We start from the raw sequence: 25,669 nt of genomic DNA, 5'->3' as shown, positions 1-25,669 counted from the left end.
GGCTCGGTGTGCGGAAGGAAAGGCTGACATGCCTGACGAGAGTGAGCTGGTCGAGTACCTGAAATGGGTCACGACCGACCTGCGCAGGACGAGGGCGAGGCTCGAGGAGGTCGAGGCGGGCCGGCAGGAGCCGGTCGCCGTCGTCGGGATGGCCTGCCGGTTCCCCGGTGGCGTCCGGTCCCCGGAGGACCTGTGGGACATGCTCGAACGGGAGGCCGACGGTGTCGGCGCCTTCCCGGCCGACCGCGGTTGGGAGCTGGACGTCCTCGGCGGGGACGGACAGGGTCACAGCGCCACCGGTCGCGGCGGGTTCCTGTACGACGTGGCGGACTTCGATCCCGGAATGTTCGGGATCTCGCCACGTGAGGCGCTGGCCATGGACCCGCAGCAGCGGCAGCTGCTCGAGGTGTCGTGGGAGGCGCTGGAGCGGTCGGGGATCGACCCGGAGTCGTTGCGGGGCAGCAGGACCGGCGTGTTCGTCGGCGCGAGCGGCCAGGACTACACGCACCTGATGTTCTTCTCCGGAGTGGATCAGGAGGGCCACGGCGGCACCGGCACGGCGGCGAGCGTCATGTCCGGGCGCCTGTCCTACGTCCTGGGGCTGGAGGGCCCGACGGTCACCGTCGACACCGCCTGCTCGTCGTCGCTGGTGTCGCTGCACCTCGCGGCGCGATCGTTGCGGGACGGCGAAGCCACCCTCGCGCTGGCCGGTGGCGTCACCGTGATGTCCACGTCCTCGAACTTCGCCGACTTCACCATCCAGGGTGGACTCGCGCCGGACGGGCGGTGCAAGGCGTTCTCCGACGACGCGGACGGCACCGGGTGGTCGGAGGGCGTCGGGGTACTGGTGCTGGAGCGGTTGTCCGACGCACGCCGCAACGGCCACCGAGTGCTCGCACTGGTGCGCGGCTCCTCGGTGAACTCCGACGGCGCGTCCAACGGGCTGACCGCGCCGAACGGCCCCTCGCAGCAGCGGGTGATCCGCGCCGCGCTGGCGGGCGCCGGGCTCACGCCGTCCGAGGTGGACGTCGTGGAGGCACACGGAACCGGCACGCGCCTGGGTGACCCGATCGAGGCACAGGCCCTGCTCGCCACCTACGGGCAGGACCGCGAGACGCCGCTGCTGGTGGGTTCGGTGAAGTCGAACCTGGGGCACACCCAGGCCGCGGCCGGGGTCGCCGGGCTCATCAAGTCGATCCTCGCCATGCGTCACGGCGTGGTACCCGCGACCCTGCACGTGACCACGCCGACGTCCGAGGTGGACTGGACGGCCGGTGCCGTACGGGTCGTGACCGAGGCCACCCCGTGGCCGTCGACCAACCGGCCGCGCCGCGCCGGGGTGTCGTCGTTCGGCATCAGCGGGTGCAACGCGCACGTGATCCTGGAGTCACCGGAACCCGAGCCCGCGACCGAACCGGACACGGTGGTGTCCGCCGCGATCGTGCCGTGGCCGGTGTCGGCCGCCGCGGCCGAGGCGCTGGACGCGCAGGTCGACCAGGTCGTCCAGGCCGCGAGCCGTCACCGCCCGCAGGATGTGGCGTGCTCCCTCGCCACACGGGCGAACCTGACCCACCGTGCGGTACTGGTGTCCACATCGGCCGGAGTGGTCGAACTCGCCCGCGGCGTCGCCAGGCCCGGCGGGCTCGGTGTCCTGTTCTCCGGTCAGGGATCGCAGCGGCCCGGCATGGGCCGAGGGTCGCACGCGCGGTTCCCGGTGTTCGCGTCGGCGTTCGACGAGGTCGTGGACCGGGTCCCCGGTCTGCGTGAGGTCATGTGGGGCGAGGACACGGACGAGCTGAACAGGACCGGGTGGGCGCAGCCGGCGCTGTTCGCGCTGCAGGTCGCGCTCTACCGCCTGGCCGAGTCACTGGGACTTCGCCCCGACTTCGTCGCCGGGCACTCGATCGGTGAGATCGCGGCGGCGCACGTGGCGGGGGTGTTCTCGCTGGAGGACGCGTGCACCTTGGTGGCGGCTCGTGCCGGGTTGATGGAGGCGTTGCCGGAGGGCGGCGTGATGGTGGCGCTTCGGTGCGCCGAGCATGAGTTGTCTCTTACCGACGGTGTGTCGGTCGCGGCGGTGAACGGTCCGGCTTCGGTTGTGGTGGCTGGTGTTGAGGCCGAGGTCATGGCGGTGGTCGGGGGCCGCGAGTACCGGCGGTTGGCTGTGTCGCACGCGTTCCACTCGCCGTTGATGGATCCGATGCTCGATGACTTCCGGTCCGCCATCGCCGGAATCTCCTTCGCCCAGCCGACGGTTCCGTTACCCAAGGATGTCTCGTCGGTTGATTACTGGGTCAACCACGTGCGGGACACCGTCCGCTTCGCCGACGACGTCACCACGATGACCGACGCCGGGGTCACCCGGTTCCTGGAACTCGGGCCCGACGGCACGCTCACCGCGCTGGTCGCCGAGTCCGGCGCGCTGGCCGTGCCCGCCCTGCGCCGCGACCGCGACGAGGAGAGCGCGTTGGTCACCTCGCTCGCCAGGCTGCACGTCGCCGGCTCCGCGGTGGACTGGACGGCGCTGTTGGCCGGCACCGGCGGGCGTCAGGTCGACCTGCCGACCTACGCGTTCACCCGCGACCGCTTCTGGCCGACGCTACGGGGCGCCCCGGCCGACGCCGCCGGACTGGGGCTGGCCGAGCCGAACCACCCGCTGCTCGCCGCGACCGTCGCACTCGCGTCGTCCGACGAGGTCCTGCTCACCGGAACGCTCTCCACCGACACCCATCCGTGGCTGTCCGACCACCGTGTCGGCGACGCGGTCCTGTTCCCCGGCACGGGTTTCCTGGAACTGGCCGTGCGTGCGGGCGACGAGGTCGGCTGCGCCACCGTCGACGAGCTGACACTGCTGGTGCCCATGGCGTTCGACGCGGGAACCGCGCTGACCCTGCAGATCACGGTCGGCGCCCCGAACGACGACCGGCGCACGGTCGACGTGCACTCCCGCCCGGCCGCCGACCCGGACGCCGACTGGACCCACCACGCCACCGGTTCACTGGTAACCGACACCGTGACCGGCACGTTCGACACGCTCACCTGGCCGCCGCAGGGCGCGGAACCGGTGGAGCTGACCGACTTCTACCCTCGGTTGGCCGGCCGGGGACTCCGCTACGGCCCCGTGTTCGCAGGCCTGCGCGCGGCGTGGCGGCTCGAGGACGAGGTGTTCGCCGAGGTCGCGTTGCCCGAGCAGGTGTCCGACGCCGAGAGGTTCGGCCTGCACCCCGCCCTGCTCGACGCCACCCTGCACGCCGCGGTGTTCGTCAACGGGCTCGGCCGGTCGCTGCTGCCCTTCGAGTGGCAGGGAGTCTCGCTGCACGCGCAGGGCGCCCGCGTGCTGCGGGTTCGGCTCAGTCCCGCCGGTCAGGACACGGTCGCGGTGGCCGCCGTCGACCCGACGGGCGCCCCGGTGCTCACGGTCGACGCGCTGTCCATGCGCGCGCCCGGCGGGTCGGTGCCCGCCCAGACCCAGGCCGGCGCCGAGATCCCGTTCCTGCTCGACTGGGTGCCGGTACCGCCACCCGACGCGCCGACCGGCCTGCGGTGGGTGGTCCTCGGTGGCGACGAGTTGAACCTCGCCAACCCGCTGTACGTGTCGGGTGAACAGGTCATCGGGTACGCCGACACCCCCGCCGGGGTCACGGAGGTGCCCGACGTCTACCTCGTCCCCCTTCTCGGCGGGCCCGCCGGCGCGGAGTCCGTCCACGTCACGGCTCGCCGCGTCCTCGCTCTCGTGCGGGAACTGGTGGAGTCCGAACGACTGGCCGATGCGAGGATCCTGTTCGTCACCCGCGGTGCGGCCTCGGTCGCCGGTGAGCCGGTGGCCGACCTCGCCGCCGCGGCCGCGGCCGGCCTCATCCGGTCGGCCCAGGCCGAGAACCCCGACCGCGTGGTGCTGCTCGACCTGGAGTCCGCGAACCCCGGCGCCGCGCTGCTGCTCGACGCGCTCGCCGCGCAGGAGCAGCAACTCGCCGAACGTGACGGTGTGCTGCACAGCCCACGACTGAGCCGCACGGCCGAGCGCGGGCTGGTGCCGCCGGCCGGTTCCTGGCGGGTCGAGGGACCGCGGCCCAGGATGGTGGCCGTCGAGCCGGAACCGCTGGCCGCCACGCAGGTGCGGGTCGCGGTCCACGCCGCGGCCGTCGATACGGGGGCCCTCGGTGATGGCCCGCTCGGGCGCGACGGGGCCGGGGTGGTCGTCGAGACCGGCGCCGAGGTCACACGGTTCACGGTCGGTGACCGGGTGTTCGGGCTGCTGTCCGGCGCGGTCGCGTCCAGCGCCGTCACCGACGAGGACCACCTGGCCCTGATCCCGGACGGCTGGTCCGCGCGGACCGCCGCGTCGGTCCCGACGCCGTTCCTGCGGGCGTCGCGGGCGCTGACCGGCGTGTGCCCGGGGGAGCGGGTGCTCGTCCAGGTCTCCTCCGCCGACACCGCCACCGGTGTCGCCACGGTCGCCCTCGCGGGGCGGCTCGGCGCTGAGGTGTACGCCACGGCGGAGGGGCAGACGCTGGACCTGCTGGCCGCCATGGACCTCGGCGAGCACCATGTGGCGTCCTCGGCCAATCCCGGGTACCTGACCCAGTTCGAGATGGCCACGAACGGTGAGCTGATGGACCGGGTGATCGGCGCGTTCGCCGGTGCGCCGGTGGAGGCGTCCCGGCGTCTTCTCCGCGCGACCGGCAGGCTGGTCGACCTGGACGATACGGACGAACTGGACAGGTCGACCCCCGGGGGCGCGGTTCTCGCGGACCTGCTCCCGGCGTTCGCCGACGGCGGGCTGACACCACCGCCGACGCGTGCCGTGGACGTGCGCCGGATCGCCGAGGCGTTCGGGGACGACTCGACCCCGGCCCGGGTCGTGCTGATCGCGCCCCGGCGCATCGACCCCGACCGCACGGTGCTGATCACCGGTGGCGGTGGGCTGGCCGCCACCTTCGCCCGCCACCTGGTCACCGCGTACGGCGCACGACGACTGCTGGTGGCCAGCCGCCGTGGCGACGCCGCGCCCGGCACCGCCGAACTGACGGCCGAACTCGCCGAGCACGGCGCCCACCTTCGGTTCGCCGCGTGCGACCTGACCGATCGGGCCTCGGTGGCCGCCCTGCTCGACGGGGTCGAGCTGACCGCCGTCGTGCACACCGCGGGAGCGCTGGACGACGGCCTGGTCACCTCGCTGACCGACGACCGGCTCGACGCGGTGATCGCGCCGAAGGCCGACGCCGTGTGGCACCTGCACGAACTGGCGGGTGACGTCGACGCGTTCGTGATGTTCTCCTCGGTCTCGGGCCTGCTCGGCAGTCCCGGCCAGGGCAACTACGCCGCGGCGAACTCGTTCCTCGACGCGCTCGCCACCCATCGCCGGGCGCTCGGGCAGCCGGCGACGTCGCTCGCGTGGGGCACGTGGGGTCCCTCGGCGGGCATGACCAGCGAACTGAGCGACTCGCAGATGCAGCGACTGAGCGGTTCCTGGATGCCACCGTTGACGGCCGCCCAGGGCACCGCGCTGTTCGACGTGGCGATCGCGACCGACGCGCCGGTCCAGGCCCTGCTGCGGGTCAACCCGGCCGGGCTGCGCGCGCTGGCCCCTCCGCTGCTGCGTGACCTCGCCCCGAAGGTCACCCGCCGCGCCACCGCGTCCCGTGCCCGGTCCGACGGTTCGCTGACCGAGCACCTGGCGCGCCTGGACGAGGCCGGGCGACTGACGGTGCTGCGCGACATCGTGGTGAACAACGTGGCGGGCGTGCTCGGGCACACCGACTCCGCCGAGATCGACCCGGACCGGGCGTTCCTCGAACTGGGGTTCGACTCGCTGATCGCTGTGGAACTGCGCAACCTGCTGTCCGACATGGTCGGTCTGCGGCTGCAGACGTCGGTCATCTTCGAGGCCCGCACGGCCACCGGCCTGGCCACCTGGCTGCGTGACGAGCTGGCGGCCGCCACGTCGCCGGACAACCGGACCGCTCGCACGACGCGGCGGTCGGTGGAGGGCGAGACCGTCGAGGAGCTGTTCTTCAACGCGGTCAGGGCAAACCGGATTCCCCAGGCCATGCGCATGCTCAACGCCGTCGCCGCGACCCGCACGCAGTTCCACAACCCCGCGGAGTTGGTCGACCTGTCCGAGCCGGTCACCCTCGCCCAGGGCCCGGCGAAGCCCAGGCTCATCTGCGTCGCGGCTCCCGGCGCGACCGGCGGCGTGCACCAGTACGCGAGGCTCAGCGCCCACTTCCGGGGCGAACGGACCGTCAACGCGTTGCCGCTCATGGGTTTCGCGACCGGGGAGCCGCTGCCGGCCACGGCGGACGCCGCGATCCGGATCCTGGCCGAAAGCGCGCTGCACGCGAGCGAAGGCGACCCGTTCGTCCTCGTCGGGCACTCCTCGGCGGGCGCGCTGGCGTTCCTGGCGGCGAACATGCTGGTCGACACGTGGGGTATCCGTCCGGACGCCGTGATCATGCTGGACACCCTCGGCTTCAGCTACGCCAACAGTGACAACGACAACATCGACTTCGACAACATCGGCAAGTACTACTTCGCCGACATCGACTCACCGACCGTGTCACTGGACACCGCCAGGCTCACCGCCATGGCGCACTGGCAGGCCAGGGTCGAGGAGATCACCCCGGCGCCGCCCGTCGTGCCCACGTTGCTGCTGCAGTGCTCGAAGAGGGAGGACGGCTCGCCGCTGGACACCTCGTTCGCCCCGGTGCCGGCGGACACGGTGATCGTCATCGACGCCGACCACCACTCGTTGGCCCAGGAGGACTCGGCGATGACAGCGGGGTTGATGCGCCAGTGGCTGGCCACGACGGTGCCGACGACACCGTGACCAAGCCCTGAACCACAGGGGCCCGGTCAGCCCTCAGGCCGACCGGGCCCCTGACCCGTGTGCTGTCAGCAGGGGGTCCAGCGCACGGGGAGACCGTTCAGGCCGAAGATCATTCCGTCATACCTGAACGGGAGTTCCTCGACCGGAACGGCGAGCCGCAGGTCAGGCAGCCGTGCGAACAGGCTGCGGTAGGCGATGTCCAGCTCCGCGCGGACCAGGTTCTGCCCGAGGCACTGGTGCACGCCGTAACCGAAGGCCACGTGGTGGCGCGAGGAGCGGCCGGGATCGAACTGGTGGGGGCAGCTGAACTTGGACTCGTCGAAGTTGGCCGACGCGAGCAGGGGAACGATGCCGTCGCCCGCCCGGATCTCCTGACCGCCGATCTCCAGGTCCTGCGTCGCCACGCGCAGCGCGACCAGGTTGGCGACCGAGTAGTACCGCAGGACCTCCTCGACGACCCGCTCGTCACCCGCCCACTCGGGGTTCAACAGCAGCGTGACCGCGCCGAGCGCCAGGTTGTTGGCGGTCGTCTCCTGGCCGGCGATCAACAGCAGCATCGCCGCTCCGGAGATCTCGATCACCGACAAGGTGCCGGCCGCGATCATGACGCTCAACAGGTCGTCGCCCGGCCGATGCTGTTTGATCTTGACCAGCCGGTTCAGGTAGCGCAGCAGGAACTTGGTGCTCGTCTCGCGTGCCTCGTGGGTCGAGGACAGGGTGACCAGCGAGCGGATGTGCTCCTCGAAGATCGGGCGGTCCACCTTCGGCACGCCCAGTAGCGCGGCGATCACCAGCGACGGCACGGGGGCGGCGAAGTCACGCACCAGGTCGGCCTCACCGCCCTTGGCGGCCAGGTCGTCGAGCACGCCGTCCACGACCTCCTGGATCGCCGGGCGCAGCTCCCTGACCCGCCGCACGGTGAACTCGGGAATCAGCGACTTGCGGTAGCGGTCGTGCTCCGGAGGGTCCAACGCCACGAACCAGCCGGGGATCTGGTCCTGTCCCGGCACGCCGCCGGTACGACCCACCGACGGGAAGCCCTCGTGCGCCGGGTTGGAGCTGATCCGCTTGTCGGTGAGCACCGCGCGGACGTCCTCGTAGCGCGTGGCCAGCCACACCTTCGACCCGGTCGGCATCATCGAGAAGACCATGCCCTGACGGTTGCGGTACTCCTCGTAGCTGGGCGGGGGAAACGGTTCCCCCGGACGCCTCATGGGGAACGCGACGAGATCAGAGCCGATCGCCATGAGCGCCAAGATTTCACGTCGGGTTCAGAGTTTCCCCTAGTCCGGTGTCCGTTCTAGGGGAAACCTCAGCGCGTCGCTCCTAGGTTCGCAGACGACATCCGTGTCACGGTGACAGCTGGGAGCCCAACGACCATGGCCGACGAGGACAAGCTGCGGGACTACCTCCGACGTGCCATCGCCGAGGCGCACGACAGCCGCACGCGCCTGCAGGAGGTCACCGAGCGCGCCGTCGAGCCGATCGCGATCATCAGCATGGCGTGTCGGTTCCCCGGCGGCGCCGACACGCCGGAAGCGCTGTGGCGGCTGCTCGCGGACGGTGTGGACGCCGTCACCGACCCTCCGGCGAACCGAGGCTGGGACACCGCCTCGCTGTACCACCCCGACCCGGAGCACCCCGGCACGGCCTACACGTTCGACGCCGCGTTCCTCGACCGGGTCGCGGCGTTCGACGCCGAGTTCTTCGGCCTCTCCCCGCGTGAGGCGCTCGGCACCGACCCGCAGCAGCGACTGCTGCTGGAGATCGCCTGGGAGGCGGCTGAGCGGGCGGGCATCGACCCGAAGTCGTTGCGCGGCGGTGACACCGGCACGTTCGTCGGTGGCTACGACGCCCAGTACGGCGCGGCGCTCGGCCGTGACGACCGCCTGGACGGTCACGCGGTCACCGGGCTCTCGCCCAGTGTCCTGTCGGGGCGTATCTCCTACCTGATGGGGCTGGAAGGCCCCACGGTGACCATCGACACCGCCTGTTCGTCCTCGCTGGTCGCCATTCACCTGGCCATCCAGTCGCTGCGGCGGCGGGAGTGTGGCCTGGCGTTCGCGGGTGGGGTGGCGCTGCTGCTCTCACCCGACCTGTTCGTGATGTTCTCCCGGCAGCGCGGTATGGCCGCCGACGGACGGTCCAAGGCGTTCTCCGACGACGCCGACGGTGTCGGCTGGGGCGAGGGCGCCGGCGTGGTCATGCTGGAGCGCCTGTCCGACGCGCGGCGCAACGGGCACCCGGTGCTCGCGGTCATCCGAGGCAGCGCGATCAACTCCGACGGTGCGTCCAACGGGCTCACCGCCCCGAACGGCCCGTCGCAGCGGCGGATGCTCCGTGCCGCCCTGGCCGACGCCGGCCTTGGACCATCCGATGTGGACGTCGTGGAGGCGCACGGCACCGGTACCACGCTCGGCGACCCGATCGAGGCGCAGGCGCTGCTGGAGACCTACGGCCAGAACCGCGAGCACCCGCTGCTGATCGGCTCGATCAAGTCGAACATCGGGCACACGCAGAACGCCGCGGGGGTCGCGGGCGTGCTGAAGCTCGTTCTCGCCATGCGCAACCGGCTGTTGCCACCCACCCTGCACGTGACCCGGCCGTCCACCCATGTCGACTGGTCGGCGGGCGCGGTGTCGCTGCTGACCGAGGCACGGGAGTGGCCGCGCGCCGACCGGCCCATGCGGGCCGGGGTGTCCGCGTTCGGGATCAGCGGCACCAACGCGCATCTCATCCTGGAGGAGGCGCCCGAGGCGGAACCGGCGTCGGCTCCGGACCCGGTCCCGTTCGCGGCGGTGCCGCTCGCGTTGTCCGCGCGGTCGCCGGAGGCGTTGCGGGACATGGCCACACGCGCGGCGGCACTACCGGACTCCCTTGTGGACACCGCGTTCTCGTATGCCACGACCCGGTCGGACTTCGAGCAGCGCGCGGTCGTCGTCGCCGGGGACGAGGCCGCCGCACGCACCGCGCTGAGGGCACTGGCCGAGGGCGCGACCGACCCGGCGTTGCTGACCGGTGAGGCCATCGGTGGACGTACGGCCCTGCTGTTCACCGGCCAGGGGTCCCAACGCCTGGGTATGGGCCGCGAGCTGCATGCGCGGTTCCCGGTGTTCGCGTCGGCGTTCGACGAGGTCGTGGACCGGTTCCCCGGGTTGCGTGCGGTCATGTGGGGTGACGACCCGGCCGAGCTGAACAGGACGGGTTGGGCACAGCCCGCGTTGTTCGCCCTTGAGGTCGCGCTGTTCCGGCTGGTGTCCTCCTGGGGCATCCGCGCGGACCACGTCGCCGGCCACTCGGTTGGTGAGATCGCGGCGGCGCAGGTGGCGGGTGTGTTCTCGCTGGATGACGCGTGCGCGTTGGTCCAGGCGCGTGCGTGGTTGATGGAGGCGTTGCCCGAGGGCGGCGCGATGGTGGCGGTGCGGTGTTCCGAGGACGAGTTGACGTTGACCGGGGGTGTGTCGGTCGCGGCGGTGAATGGTCCGGATTCGGTGGTGTTGTCGGGTGTCGAGTCTGAGGTCATGGCGGTGGTGGGGGAGCGTAAGTACAAGCGGTTGTCTGTGTCGCACGCGTTCCATTCGCCGTTGATGGATCCGATGCTTGAGGCGTTCCGGGTGGCGATCGCCGGGATCTCCTTCGCCACGCCGACGATCCCGTTGCCCAAGGACGTCGGGTCGGTCGACTACTGGGTCGATCAGGTGCGCGACACCGTGCGCTTCGCCGATGACGTCACCACGATGACCGACGCCGGCGTCACCCGGTTCGTCGAACTGGGCCCGGACGGCGCCCTGTCGGCCATGCTGCCCGAAGGCGTGACGGCCGTGCCGCTGCTACGCAGGGACCGCGGCGAGGAACAAACGGCGGTGACCGCGCTCGCCCGACTGTACGTCACCGGCCTGCCCATCGACGGCGACTTCTTCGCCGGACTCGGCGCGCGGGTCGTTCCGCTGCCCACCTATCCCTTCCAGCACCAGGACTTCTGGCCGGAACACGGTGCGACCGTCTCGGCCAGCAGCGACGACTTCTGGTCGCTGGTGGACGGCCACCCCGGTGCGTTCGCCGACGCGCTGCGGCTGCCGTCGGACACCGCGGCCCAGGTGCTGCCCGCGCTGTCGGACTGGCGTGACCGGCGACGTGTCACGGAGACCACCGACTCGTGGCGCTACCGCGTGGGCTGGGCACCGCTGCGGACCTCCGACGCCACGGGCCTGACCGGCACGTGGCTGCTGGTCCGTCCCGACGACGAGTGCCCGCTGGCGGACGAGGTCGCGGCGGCGCTGGCGGCCGCGGGAGCGTCGGTTCGAGAGCTGGTACTGCCCACCGGCGCCGCGGTTCCTGATCTGTCCGATGTGGACAACATGGTGTCGCTTCTCGGTCTCGACGAGCGCACCGAACCGGGCACGTCGGTGGTCCCGGCCGGACTCGCCGGCACGACCCGGCTGCTTCGCGCCAGCTCCGTTCCTCTGTGGACGATCACGTCCGGCGCGGTCGCCACCGGCCGCCGTGACGCGGTGACCCACCCGGAACAGGCCACCCTGTGGGGCCTCGGCCGTGTCGCCGCGCTCGAACAACCCGGCGTGTGGGCCGGCCTGGTCGACCTGCCCGAGAGCCTCGACGACCGCGCGGCAGCGCGGCTGGTGGCGGTTCTCGCCGGCGCCCACGGCACCGAGGACCAGGTGGCGGTCCGGTCGTGGGGTGTGTTCGGCCGCAGGCTCGTGTCGGCCCCGGCCCGTCCCGTACCGGACGGGCCCCGACTGCGGGGCACCGTCCTGGTCACCGGCGGCACCGGTGGGCTCGGCGGGCTGGTGGCCCGCTGGGCGCGGGCCGCCGGCGCCGACCACGTCGTCCTGGTCAGCCGTCGCGGCGGCCAAGCGCCGGAAGGTCTCGGTTGCCGGGTGACGATGGTCGCGTGCGACGTCTCCGACCGCGACGCGCTGGCGTCCGTGGTCGCCGAGTACTCGCCGAACGCGGTCGTGCACGCGGCGGGCACCGTGCTCGGGGACGCCGACGTCGCCGCCGTCACCTCGGGCCAACTCGAACACCTGCTCTCCGCCAAGCTCGCCGCCCGGCACCTGCACGAGCTGACCGAGAACCTCGACGCGTTCGTGCTCTTCGGGTCGGCGGCCGGTGTGTGGGGCTCGGCGGGGCTGGCCGGCTACTCGGCCGCCAACGCCTACCTCGACGCCCTGGCCGAACACCGCGCCGCCGCCGGTCTGCCCGCCGTCTCGATCGGGTGGGGCACCTGGGGTGCGGTGGGCATCGCGGCCGACCACCAGGACGCGTCGCTGCGGCTGAGCCGCCACGGCGTCCGCGAACTGGACCCGGCCCTCGCCGTCGAGGTGCTGGACCGCGCCGTCGCCGAGGGTCACCCGACGCTCGTCGTGGCCGACCTGGACCTGGCTCGGTTCGTGGCCAGCTTCACCGCGCGGCGACCCAGCGACCTGTTCACCGGGCTGCTGCCCGACACCCCCGCCGAGGCGTCGGTACGTACCGCGCCGGCCGACCCGGCCGCCCTGCTCGACCTGGTCCGCGTCGAGGTGGCCGCCGTGCTCGGCCACTCCGGCGCCGACGCGGTGGCACCCGACCGAGCGTTCGCCGACCTCGGCTTCGACTCGCTCACCGCCGTCGAACTGCGGGACCGGCTGTCCTCGCTGTTCGGCACCCGGTTGCCCGCGACGCTCGTGTTCGACCACCCGACCGCCGCCGCGCTCGCCGCGCACCTCGCCGGCGACGCGGACCTACCGACGGCCGCCGGGGTCGCCGCGCCGCCCGAGCAGGACCCCGTCGTGATCGTCGGCATGGGCTGCCGACTGCCCGGCGGGGTCGAGTCGCCGGCTGACCTGTGGCGGCTGCTGGTCGCCGAACGCAGCGGTGTCTCGGACTTCCCCGCCGACCGGGGCTGGGACCTGGCCGGAGTCGCCTCCGCCACCACCCGCGGCGGTTTCCTGGCCGGGGCGGCGGACTTCGACGCCGAGTTCTTCGGCATCTCGCCGCGTGAGGCGCTGGCCATGGACCCGCAGCAGCGGCTGCTGCTGGAGACGACGTGGGACGCGGTCGAGGCCGCCGGGATCGCGCCGGAGTCGTTGCGCGGCAGCGGAACCGGCGTGTTCGTCGGCAACAGCGGTCAGGACTACGTGAGCGTGCTCGACGCGAGCGAGGACGACGCGGCCGGGCATGTCGGCATCGGCACGGCGGCGAGCGTGTTGTCGGGCAGGCTCGCGTACACGCTGGGCCTGGAGGGCCCCGCGGTCACCGTGGACACCGCCTGCTCGTCGTCGCTGGTGGCGCTGCACCTGGCAGCCAAGGCGCTGCGGGACGGGGAGTGCTCGCTCGCGTTGGTCGGTGGCGTGACGGTCATGTCCACCCCGAACACGTTCGTCGAGTTCTCCGTCCAGGGCGGCCTGGCCGCCGACGGGAACTGCAAGCCGTTCTCCGACGACGCCGACGGCACCGGCTGGTCCGAGGGTGTCGGCGTGCTGGTGGTGGCCAGGCGGTCCGACGCGGAGCGGGCGGGGTACCCGGTGCTGGCGATCGTGAGGGGCTCCGCGGTGAACTCCGACGGCGCCTCCAACGGACTGACCGCGCCGAACGGCCCGTCACAGCAGCGGGTCATCCGCGCGGCCCTCGCCGACGCCGGACTGTCCACGTCGGACGTCGACGTCGTCGAGGCGCACGGCACCGGAACCACGCTCGGCGACCCGATCGAGGCGCAGGCCCTGCTCGCCACCTATGGTCAGGATCGGCGGACCCCGCTGCTGGTCGGTTCGGTGAAGTCGAACATCGGCCACGCCCAGGCCGCCGCGGGGATCGCGGGCGTCATCAAATCGGTGCTGGCCATGCGCTCGGGCATCGTGCCCGCCTCGCTGCACGTGACCGCGCCGACGTCGCATGTGGACTGGTCGACGGGTTCGGTCGAGCTGGTCACGGCGAACACCGGATGGCCCACCGTCGAAAGGCCGCGCCGGACGGGGGTGTCGGCGTTCGGGGTCAGTGGAACCAACGCGCACGTCGTCCTGGAGCAGGTGGCCGACGAGCCGGCCCAGCGTGCCGAGCCAGCGGTCGTGCCGTGGGTGTTGTCCGCCAGGACGTCCCGCGCGCTCACCGCCCGCGCGACCGCGCTGTCCACCGTGGATGAGGCGCCGGTGCGGATCGCCGCGGCGCTGGCCCGTCACGGAGTGCTGGAACACCGCGCGGTCCTGCTGTCGACGCTGGACGGTGTGGTCGAGGTCGCGCGTGACGAGATCGTGGGCGACGACTCCGTCGGATCGCTCGCGTTCCTGTTCGCCGGTCAGGGCTCGCAGCGTGTCGGGATGGGTCGTGCGCTGTACGACCGGTTCCCGGTGTTCGCCGACGCGTTCGACGAGGTGGCTGACGTCCTGGACGCCCGCATGGCGGGCGCGTTGCGCGATGTCATGTGGGGTGTCGACGCCGAGGCGCTGAACCGGACGGGTTGGGCGCAGCCGGCGTTGTTCGCGTTCGAGGTGGCGCTCTACCGCCTGGTGGAGTCGTTGGGTGTTCGGCCGGATGTGCTGGTGGGCCATTCGGTCGGTGAGATCGCGGCGGCTCATGTGGCCGGCGTGTTCTCGTTGGATGACGCGTGCTCGCTGGTGGCGGCTCGGGCGCGGTTGATGGAGGCGTTGCCCGAGGGCGGCGCGATGGTCGCGATCCGTACGGCTGACGTGGTGTTGACCGACGGCGTGTCGGTCGCCGCGGTGAACGGACCGGACAACGTCGTGTTGTCCGGGGTCGAGTCCGAGGTCCTGGCCGCGGTGGAGGGGTTGGAGTTCACGCGACTTCGGGTGTCGCACGCGTTCCATTCGCCGTTGATGGATCCGATGTTGGCTGACTTCCGTGCGGCCATCGCGGGGATTTCCTTCGCCGAGCCCACGATCGCGTTGACCAAGGATGTCGGGTCGGTCGACTACTGGGTGAACCAGGTACGCGACACCGTCCGCTTCGCCGACGACGTGGCGGCCACCGGCGCGGACACCTTCCTCGAACTGGGCCCCGACAGCACCCTGTCGGCACTGGTCGATGGCATTCCGTTGCTGCGCAGGGACCGTGACGACCAGGTGGCGTTCCTGACCGGACTCGCCCGGCTGTATGTCACCGGTGTCCCCGTCGCCTGGGCGACCCTGTTCACCGGCGTTCCGGGCGCCACCCTCCCCGGCTACCCGTTCGAACGGACCCGCTACTGGCCGACGCTGCCGACAACCGAACAACCGGTCACCTCCTGGACCTACCGCGAGACCTGGCGTCGCCTGCCTGACGTGGACGCGACGCCACGCCGTTGGGTGGCGATCGTTCCCGAGACACCGGACGCCTGGACCACCACGGTGGCCGCCGCCCTGGCGGCCGACACGGTCGCGATCACCGACCTCGACCACCTCCCGGCCGCCGAGGGCATCCTGTCCTTCGTCGGCATCGACACCGCCGCCGTGCTGCGCGCCGGCCTCGACGTTCCCGTGTGGGCCCTCACCCGCGGCGCCGTCGCGGTCGAGGACGGCGAGACACCGAACGAGGCCCAGGCCGCCGTGCACGGTTTCGGTCGCACGGCGGCACTGGAGTACCCGGCCGAGTGGGGCGGTCTGCTGGACCTTCCGGCGGAGCTCACCGACACCGTCCTGGCCACCGTGGCGCGCGCCCTTGCCCACGGCGCGAACGAACTGGCCGTCCGCGAGTCCGGCGCGTATGGCCGCAGGCTTGTGCGTGCCGAACTGCCCGCCGGGGGCTGGCGCCCGCGCGGCACCGTGCTCGTCACCGGCGGCACCGGAGCACTCGGCGGCCACGTGGCCCGCGGGCTCGCCGCCGACGGCGCCGAACACCTGCTCCTCGTCAGCCGCCGAGGCACCGACGCGCCCGGCGTGGACGACCTGTGCGCGGAACTCCGTGAGGCGGGTGCCCGGGTGACCGTGGTCGCCGCCGACGCCGCCGATCGCGAGCACCTGAGCGCGGTGCTCGCCGAGCACCCGGTCACCGCGATCGTCCACACCGCGGGCGTCGTCCACGACGGCATGATCGACACCCTCGACCCCGCCGACCTCGCCGCGATGCGCCACGCCAAGGTCACCTCGGCCCTGGTACTCGACGAGTGCAGCGCCGACCTCGACCTCGACGCGTTCGTCCTGTTCGCGTCCGCGTCCGCCGTGATCGGCAACCCCGGCCAGGCCGGGTACGCCGCGGCCAACGCCGAACTCGTCGCGCTCGCGCAACGCCGCCACGCCAGGGGCCTGACCGCGACCGCCATCGCGTGGGGCCCGTGGGCGGGCGCCGGGATGGCCGCCGGGCACCGGCCCGCGAACGTTCCCCTGCTCGACCCCGAGGCCGCCGCCGGCCTGCTCGGCCCGGCCGTCGCGTCGGGCGAACCGTCGCTGCTGGTGCTCGACCTGACCGACCGCAGGCTGTTCACCGGGCACCGCCACCACCCGCTGTTCGCCGAACTGCCCGACGTCGCCGAGGCCCCGCCCACCGCCGCCCCCGGCGACCCCGCGGGCCTGCTCGCCGCCGTCCGCGCCGCGGTCGCCTCGGTACTCGGCCACCCGACCACCGAGAGCATCGGTCTGGACACGGCGTTCCGCGACCTCGGGTTCGACTCGCTCACGGCCGTCGAACTGCGCAACCGGCTCACCGCCGTCACCGGGCTGACACTGCCCGCCGGGATCGTGTTCGACTTCCCGACCGTGCGGCAGCTCACCGACCACCTCCTCGGCACCCTGCCGACCGTCGAGGCGACCGCCGAGATCGCCACCGCAGAACCGGTCGCGATCATCGGCATGGCCTGCCGTTTCCCCGGCGGCGTCACCACTCCCGAAGAACTGTGGGACCTGCTCGCGCAGGGCCGCGACGCGGTGGGTCCACTGCCGACCGACCGAGGCTGGGACACCTCGACACCGCACGGCGCCGGGGGCTTCCTCACCGACGTCGCCGGGTTCGACGCCGGGTTCTTCGGAATCTCCCCGCGTGAGGCGCTCGCGATGGACCCGCAGCAGCGGCTGCTGCTGGAAACCTCGTGGGAGGCCTTCGAGAACGCGGGCATCGACCCGGTGGCCGGGCGCGGCAGCCGAACCGGCGTGTTCGTCGGCACCAACGGCCAGGACTACCTGGAGCTGGTGCGCGGTTGCGTCGAGGACACCGACGGGCACGCCGGCACCGGCATCGCCGCGAGCGTGCTCGCCGGCAGGATCTCCTACACCTTCGGGCTGGAGGGCCCGGCGCTGACGGTCGACACGGCGTGTTCGTCGTCGCTGGTCGCGCTGCACCTGGCTGCCGACTCGCTGCGCCGCGGCGAGTGCGATCTCGCCCTGGCGGGCGGTGTCACGGTGATGAGCACCGCGGGCCCGGTCACCGAACTGGGTCGCCAGGGCGCGGTGTCGCCCGACGGCCGGTGCAGGGCGTTCGCCGAGGGCGCCGACGGTGCCGGGTTCGCCGAGGGCGTCGGCATGCTGCTCGTCGCCCCGCTGTCCACCGCGCGGCGCAGCGGGTACCCGATCCTGGCCGTTCTGTTGGGTTCCGCGGTGAACCAGGACGGCGCTTCCAACGGGCTCACCGCCCCCAACGGCCCGGCCCAACAGCGGGTGATCACCCAGGCGCTCGCCAACGCCGGACTGTCCCCGTCGGACATCACGGCCGTCGAGGCCCACGGCACCGGCACGAAGCTCGGCGACCCCATCGAGGCGCAGGCGCTGCTCGCGACCTACGGGCGGGACCGGGAGGCCCCGCTGTACCTGGGGTCGGTGAAGTCCAATCTCGGCCACACACAGGCGGCGGCCGGGGTCGCGGGCGTGATGAAGATGGTGCTCGCCATGCGACACCGGCGACTGCCACGCACCCTGCACGCGGAGACCCCGTCGTCCCATGTGGACTGGACCGGTGCGGTGCGGCTGCTGACCGAGCCGGTGGACTGGGGAACCGACGGCGGGCCGATGCGTGCCGGGGTGTCCTCGTTCGGGATCAGCGGCACCAACGCGCACGTGGTGCTCGGCGAGGCCCCGGCCGTCGCGACCGAACCGGGCGCCGCGCCGCCGGTGATTCCCTACCTGCTCTCCGCGCGGTCACCGCGGGCCCTGCGCGACCTCGCGCACCGGCTGTCCGATGAGGACGCGGACCCGTTGTCGATCGCCGCGACCCTGGCCGGCCGTACCCGCTTCGACCACCGCGCGGTCGTCGTCGGTGCCGAGGCCGCCGAGCTGTCCGACGGGCTGCGCGCGCTCGCCGACGACCGTCCGGCCGCGAACGTGGTCACCGGCACGGCGGCCACCGCCCGCCGGGTCGTGCTCGTGTTCCCCGGCCAGGGCGCACAGTGGGCGGGGATGGGGGCCGCCCTGCTCGACCACGAACCGGTGTTCGCCGCCGCCGTCGACGAGTGCGCCGCCGCGCTCGCCCCGCACGTGACCTGGTCCCTGCACGAGGTGCTGCGCACCGGTGACGGGCTGGAGCGGGTCGACGTCGTACAGCCCGCGTCGTGGGCGATGATGGTCGCGCTGGCCAGGGTGTGGGCCGCGCGCGGGGTCGTACCGGACGCGGTGCTCGGCCACTCGCAGGGCGAGATCGCGGCGGCGGTCGTCGCCGGTGCCCTGTCCATCGAGGACGCCGCGCGGGTGGTCGCGTTGCGCAGCCAGGCGATCGCCGCGCACCTGTCCGGCCGGGGTGCGATGGCGTCGGTCGCCGAACCGGTCGAGACGGTCATCGCGCGCCTGGAGAAGCTCGACGGTGACGCGTCGATCGCCGCCGTCAACGGTCCCGCCGCGGTGGTCGTGTCCGGCGACCCGTCCGCGCTCGCCGCCCTGGTCACGGACTGCGAGGCGGACGACGTGCGGGCGAAGATGATTCCCGTCGACTACGCCTCGCACTCCAGGCACGTCGAGGACATCCGCGACGTCCTGCTGACCGACCTCGCCGAGGTCGCTCCGTCGCCCGCGGTCGTGCCCTTCCGGTCGACGGTCACCGGCGGATGGGACCCGAGCGTCGACGCCGACTACTGGTACCGCAACCTACGCGGCGCCGTCGGCTTGCTGGACGCGGTCGCCGAGCTCGCCGAGGCGGGCTACGACACCTTCGTCGAGGTGAGCCCGCACCCCGTGCTCACCCTGCCCATCCAGGAGACCGCGCCCACCGCCGCCGTGTTCGGCACGCTGCGCCGCGACGACGGCGGAGCGGACAGGCTGGCGCTGGCACTGGCGCAGGCACACACCCTCGGTGTCGCGGTGCGATGGCCCGCCCTGCCGGGCAACCACGTCGACCTGCCGACCTACCCGTTCCAGCGCGAGCGGTACTGGCCGACGGTCGCGCCGACCCACGCCCGCGACGACGAGCTGTGGACGGCGCTGGCCGACCCCGAGAAGCACCTGAACCTGCCCGCCGACGCGCTCGCCGACGTCCTGCCCGCCCTGCGGTCGTGGCGCGAGCAGCGGTCCGCGGAATCCACCGTGGACGACTGGCGGTACCGGGTGGCGTGGCGCCCGGTCACCGGCGTCCGTGACCGGGTGCCGGACGGCGAATGGCTGCTCGTCACGGCCTCCGGGGTCGACGACACCGACGTGCGGGCCGCGTTCGCGAACTCGGGAGTCCCGTTCCGGGTGCTGGTCCTCGACGAGACCGACCTCGACCGGGTGACGCTCGCGGCCCGACTGCCGGGCGAGGTCACCAGCATCGTGTCCCTGCTGGCCGTGGCCGAACAACCGTGCGCCACGCATCCGGACCTGCCGCTGGGCCTCGCACTCACGATCACCCTGGTCCAGGCGCTGGGTGACACCACCGCGCCGGTCTGGGCACTGACCAGGGGCGCGGTGTCCACGAACGACACCGAGCCACTCACCAACCCGTCGCAGGCACTGACACTCGGCGTCGGCTGGACCGCCGCGCTGGAGCACCCGCGCCGCTGGGGCGGTGTGGTGGACCTGCCCGCCGCCCTCGACGAGCGGGCCGGGCGCCGTCTGCTGACCGTCCTCGCGGGCGGCACCGGCGAGGACCAGCTCGCGATCCGCGCGACCGGCACGCTCGCCCGTCGGGTCGTGCGCGCGCCGGCCTCCGGTGCCCCGTCCGGACGGTGGACGCCGACCGGGACGACGCTCGTCACCGGCGGCACCGGTCAGATCGGCCCCCGGCTCGTGAGGTGGCTGCTCGACCAGGGTGCCACCGACATCGTGCTCACCAGCCGCACGGCCACCGAACACGACTTCGGCGAGCACGTCACGGTCGCCGCCTGCGACATCGCGGACCGCGTCGCGCTCACCGCGTTGCTCACCGAGCTCGCCGACGCCGGCCGTCCCGTCCGCACCGTCGTGCACGCGGCCGCCGTCATCGAGCTGTCCTCATTGGACGCCGCGTCTCTCGACCACGTCGCCAGGGTCGTCGGCGCGAAGGCCACCGGTGCCCGCAACCTGCACGAGCTGGCGACCGACCTCGACAGTTTCGTGCTGTACTCGTCCAACGCGGGCCTGTGGGGCAGCGGTGACCACGCTGCCTATGTGGCGGCCAACGCCTACCTCGCCGCTCTCGCACAACACCGCCGTGCGGCCGGCCTGCCCGCCACCGCGATCCACTGGGGGAAGTGGCCGGACAGCGACGAGGTCCGGGAGTTGTTCGACTCCGACGACCCGTTCGGCGCACGCCGATCCGGCCTCGCCCACCTCGACCCGGACCTGGCGATGACCGGACTGCGGCGCGCGCTGGACGACGACGAGACGGTGCTGGCACTCACCGGGGTCCGGTGGGAGCGCTACTACCCGGTGTTCGCCTCCGGCCGCACGACAACCCTGTTCGACCTGGTGCCGGAGGTCGCGGCGCTGACCGCCACGCCGGTGGCGGCATCGACCGGGATCGCTGACCGGCTGCGGACCCTGCCCGCCACCGGACGCCGGCAGGCGCTGCTGCGGATCGTCCGGGACGAGGCCGCCGCCGTTCTCGGGCACACCAGCACGGACGCACTGTCCGAGCGCGTCGCCTTCCGCGACGCGGGTTTCGACTCGGTCACCGCGGTCGACCTGCGCAACCGCCTCACCGCCGCCACCGGCGCGGCACTGCCCGCGACACTCGTGTTCGACCACCCGAACCCGCAGGCGCTCACGGAGTTCCTGCACGCGGAACTCTTCGGGGCGACCACGAACGTCCCCGTGACCGGTCGGATCGACAACACCGACGCTGACACCGACCCAGACACCGGCCCTGACACCGACCCGATCGTCGTCGTCTCCATGGCCTGCCGCTTCCCCGGCGGGGTCAGCTCCCCGGAGGACCTGTGGCGACTCGTGGCCGACGGGGTCGACGCCGTCGGCCCTGCCCCGGCCGACCGAGGCTGGGACATCCAGGCCGTGGGCGGCTTCCTCGCCGACGTGGCGGGTTTCGACGCCGGGTTCTTCGGCATCTCCCCGCGCGAGGCCATCGGCATGGATCCGCAGCAGCGGCTCCTGCTCGAGACGACCTGGGAGACCGTCGAACGCGCCGGCATCGACATGACCACCCTGCGCGGCACCCCGACCGGCGTGTTCGTCGGCGGCGCCTACCAGGACTACGGCCAGATCGACGCCGACGTCCACTCCGTCACCGGGGTGTCGCCGTCGCTGATGTCCGGCCGGATCTCCTACCTGTACGGGTTCGAGGGACCGGCGGTCACCCTCGACACCGGATGTTCCTCCGCGCTCGTCGCCCTTCACCTCGCGTGCCAGTCACTGCGCACCGGGGAGAGCACGCTCGCCATCGCCGGCGGCGCCACCGTCATGGCCAGCCCGGCCGAGTTCGCCGGTTTCGGTGAGCTGGACGCATTGTCGGCCCAGGGCAGGTGCAAGGCGTTCGGCGCGGACGCCGACGGCTTCGGCATGGCCGAGGGCGTCGGTGTGCTGCTGTTGGAACGACTGTCCGACGCGCGGCGCAACGGCCACCCGGTGCTGGCCGTCGTGGCCGGCAGCGCGGTGAACCAGGACGGCGCGTCGAACGGCCTGACCGCGCCGAACGGACCGTCCCAGCAGCGGGTCATCCGTGCCGCCCTCGCCGCGGCCGGACTGTCCCCACATGACGTCGACGTGGTGGAGGCACACGGAACCGGTACGAAACTCGGCGACCCGATCGAGGCCGGTGCGTTGCTCGCCACCTACGGCGTGGACCGTGAGACGCCGCTGTACCTCGGCTCGGTCAAGTCGAACATCGGGCACACCCAGCTCGCGTCCGGCGCGGCGAGCCTCATGAAGATGGTGCTCGCCCTGCGCCACGGGGTGCTGCCGCCCACCCTGCACGCGGACGAGCCGTCCCCGCACGTCGACTGGTCCTCCGGTGCGCTGCACCTGCTGACCGCGGGCCTGCCGTGGCCCGAGGCCGGCAGGCCGCGCCGCGGCGGCGTGTCGTCGTTCGGGATCAGCGGCACGAACGTGCACGTGATTCTCGAACAGGCGCCCGCCGACCAGGAGCCCGACGAGTCCCCCGTGGGCGGCTCGGTGCCGTGGCTGGTGTCCGGCAGGTCCGCCGGGGCACTGGCCGCCCAGGCGGGCCGGCTCGTCGAGGTCGCCGAACCGGTGGCCGACGTCGGCTGGTCGCTGCTGCGCGGCAGACAGGCGTTCGAGCACCGCGCTGTCGTACTCACCGACCACGAGCAGGGCGTGGCGACCGTCGCCGACGGGGCCACCGCACCCGGTGTGGTGACCGGGACCGTGGTGCCGGGCTCGGCGGGTCCGGTGTTCGTCTTTCCCGGTCAGGGTTCCCAGTGGCAGGGGATGGGCACCGAACTGTTGGCGACCTCCGAGGTCTTCCGGGCGAGTATCGACGACTGCGCCGCCGCGCTCGCCCCGCACGTCGACTGGTCGCTCACCGACGTGATCTCCGGTGCTGTCGACGAGACCCTGCTGTCCAGGGTTGACGTCGTCCAACCGGCCCTGTTCGCGATGATGGTCTCGCTGGCCGCGGTGTGGCGGGCCAACGGCGTCGAACCGGCCGCCGTTGTCGGGCACTCGCAGGGCGAGATCGCGGCGGCCCACGTCGCCGGTGCGCTCTCGCTCGACGACGCCGCGGCGGTGGTCGCGTTGCGCAGCAAGGCGTTGTTGCCGCTCGGTGGCCGGGGCGGCATGGTGTCGCTGCCGTGCTCGCTGGAGACGGCCAGCGAACTGATCGCCCCGTGGGGCGCGGACATCTCGGTGGCCGCGGTGAACGGGCCGCTCACGGTGGTCGTGTCCGGCGCGGCCGCCGCACTCGACGAGCTGATGGCGGCCTGCGAGCGGGATGGCGTGCGCGCCAAGCGAATCTCGGTGGACTACGCGTCGCACTCCCCGCACGTGGAGGAGATCCGCGACGAGCTGGTCCGGGTGCTCGCGCACGTGAGGCCACGGCAGGCCGCCGTGCCGCTCTACTCGACGGTGACCGGTGAGCCGATCGACACGACGACCATGGACGTCAGGTACTGGTACCGGAACCTGCGCACCCGCGTCCGACTCGACACCGCGGTGACCGCGTTGGTCGCCGACGGCTACCGCACGTTCGTCGAGGTCAGCCCGCACCCGGTGCTGACCTCGGCCCTCACCGAGACCTGCGAGGCGGCGGGCGGCGAGTTCGTGGTCGTCGGCACGCTGCGCCGCGACGACGGTGGCGCGGCGCGCCTGGTGACCTCGTTCGCGCAGGCGTGGGTCGCCGGCGTCGATGTGGACTGGGCCCAGTCCTTCGGGGCTGCGGGCCGTCGGGTCGATCTCCCCACCTACGCCTTCCAACGGAACCGGTACTGGTGGGAGCCCGCCCCCGACTCACGGGCGGGGTTCGGCGACACGGAGTTCTGGGACCTCGTCTCTGACGGCGACGCCGACTCGCTCGCGGCCGCCCTCGACGTGGACCCCGAACTCGCCAGGAAGGTGGCACCGGGCCTGGACGCGTGGCGCCGCCGGGCCAGCGAGCGATCGACGGTGGACTCATGGCGCTACGGGATCGGGTGGACCCCCGTGCGCGCGGACGGCCGGACCGACGGCGACTGGCTGGTCGTCCTGCCAGCGGGTCACGAGGACGACCCGTGGGTGAGCGCCGTGCTCGACGCGCTCGGAGCGCGGGCGGTGCCGGTGGTGGCTCCGGACCCGGCGCCGGACCGGGCGGGTCTCACCGGCCTGATCAGCGACGCGGCGGCCACCCTCGCCGCGACCGGGACCGCCGCTCACCCGGCCGGGATCCTGTCGCTGCTCGGCATCGTCGAGCAGCCGCTCGCGGGGACACCGGTGCCCGCCGGGCTCGCGGCGACCGTCACGCTCGTGCAGGCCGTCGGCGACGCCGGGGTCGACGCACCCGTGTGGTGCGTGACCCGGGGCGCGGTGTCGACCGGCGACCACGACCCCCTGACCAACCCGGCACAGTCAGCCGTGTGGGGTTACGGCAGGGTGGCCGCACTGGAGCTGCCCGGCCTGTGGGGCGGCCTGGTCGACCTCCCTCCGGTGGTGGACGACCACGTCGCGCGGCGGCTGGACGGAGTCCTCGCGGGCACCGAGGACCAGGTCGCGATCCGTTCGGCCGGGGTGTTCGGCCGCAGGCTCGTCCACGCGCGGCCCGCGTCGCGCAAGCGGCCGTTCCGGCCCACCGGGACGGTCCTGATCACCGGCGGCACCGGTGGTGTCGGCGGTGAGGTGGCCCGCTGGGTCGCCGCCGCCGGTGCCGAGCACCTGCTGCTCACCAGCCGCCGTGGCCCGGACGCGCCGGGCGCGGCGGACCTGGCCGACGAGCTGCGGGCGACCGGCGCCCGGGTGACGGTCACGGCGTGCGACGTCGCCGACCGCGAAGCCCTCGACGCGCTGCTCGACTCCGTCCCCGCCGAGCTGCCCCTGACCGCCGTCTTCCACGCGGCCGGCGGGACCGACCACGACGCCGAGGTCCGTGAGCTGGACGTGCCCGGCCTGACCTCGTTGTTCGGTGCGAAGGTCGCCGGTGCGGTACACCTGCACGAGTTGACCGCGCTGCGCGGCATCGAGCTGGTGGACTTCGTGCTGTTCTCCTCCGGCGCCGGAGTGTGGGGCAGCGGGCGCCAACCCGGCTACGCCGCCGCCAACGCCTACCTCGACGCGCTGGCCGAGTCCCGCCGCGCCACCGGCCGCCCCGCTACGTCGGTGGCGTGGGGCGCGTGGGGGCGCGTGGGGATCGCGGCCCAGGCGGACAACGACGAGCAGCTGGTCCGCCGGGGTGTGCTGGCGATGGATCCGGCGCTCGCGGTCGCCGCGCTGCACGGCGCCGTCGAGGACGGTGCCGCCACCCTCGTGGTGTCCAACATGGACTGGTCCCGGTTCGCGTCGAGCTTCACCGCCGTGCGCCCGAGTCCGCTGGTCGGGGACCTTCCCGCGGTTCGCGCGCTCTCCGAGGCGACACCGGACGATCAGGTCGACCAGGGCGCGCTGCGGTCCCGACTGGACGGACTGCGTCCCGCCGAACGGGAACGGGAGATGGTGGAGCTGGTACGCGCGGAGGCGGGCGTGGTACTCGGCCTCGACACGACCGAGCCGGTGCCCGTCGCCCGGCCGTTCCGGGACTTCGGCCTCGACTCGGTCACCGCCGTCGAACTGCGCAACCGGCTGCGGGCGGCCACCGGGCTGACCCTGTCCGGCGGTGTGGTCTTCGACTACCCGACCGCGACCGCCCTGGCCTCCTACCTGCTGGCCCAGCTCTACCCCGAGGACGCGACCTCGGTCGCCGACCCGGACGCCGAGATCCGTGCCGCGCTCGCGACGATCCCCGTCAGCAGGCTGCGCCAGGCCGGTGTGCTGGATCTGGTACTGAGCCTCGCGTCCGAGGACGGCGGTACGGGCACCGGCACCGACGCCGAGGCGAACGGCGACTCGCTCGACGACCTGGACGGCGAGGACCTGCTGCGCCTCGCAGGCGAGATCACGAACTGAC

Annotated in this window: 2 protein-coding genes and 1 pseudogene; 2 read left to right on the top strand and 1 reads right to left on the bottom strand. The window is 72.9% G+C overall.

Translation table 11 applies throughout. The features are described from left to right. Positions 1-28: 28 nt before the first annotated feature. Positions 29-6,829 (top strand): annotated as a pseudogene (locus tag BLA60_RS36345) (type I polyketide synthase); the annotation flags it as partial. 65 nt (positions 6,830-6,894) lie between these two features. On the opposite strand, the gene BLA60_RS36340 reads toward BLA60_RS36345, so the two are convergent. Then, positions 6,895-8,043 (bottom strand): cytochrome P450, encoded by a 1,149-nt coding sequence (locus tag BLA60_RS36340; protein WP_245812407.1) that lies wholly within the window; start codon positions 8,041-8,043, stop codon positions 6,895-6,897. 165 nt (positions 8,044-8,208) lie between these two features. Here BLA60_RS36340 and BLA60_RS45945 point away from each other — a divergent pair, with 165 nt between their 5' ends. Continuing rightward, positions 8,209-25,668 (top strand): type I polyketide synthase, encoded by a 17,460-nt coding sequence (locus BLA60_RS45945; protein ID WP_075137616.1) that lies wholly within the window; start codon positions 8,209-8,211, stop codon positions 25,666-25,668. Position 25,669: the final 1 nt, after the last annotated feature.

It is taken from the genome of Actinophytocola xinjiangensis (assembly GCF_001921215.1).
Lineage (GTDB): Bacteria > Actinomycetota > Actinomycetes > Mycobacteriales > Pseudonocardiaceae > Actinophytocola > Actinophytocola xinjiangensis.
This window is presented reverse-complemented; position numbering and strand designations above follow the sequence as displayed.

Excerpts from the sequence above, each read along its gene's own strand:
- BLA60_RS36340 (WP_245812407.1), bottom strand. The coding sequence starts at position 8,043 with ATGAGGCGTCCGGGGGAACCGTTTCCCCCGCCCAGCTACGAGGAGTAC.
- BLA60_RS45945 (WP_075137616.1), top strand. The coding sequence starts at position 8,209 with ATGGCCGACGAGGACAAGCTGCGGGACTACCTCCGACGTGCCATCGCC.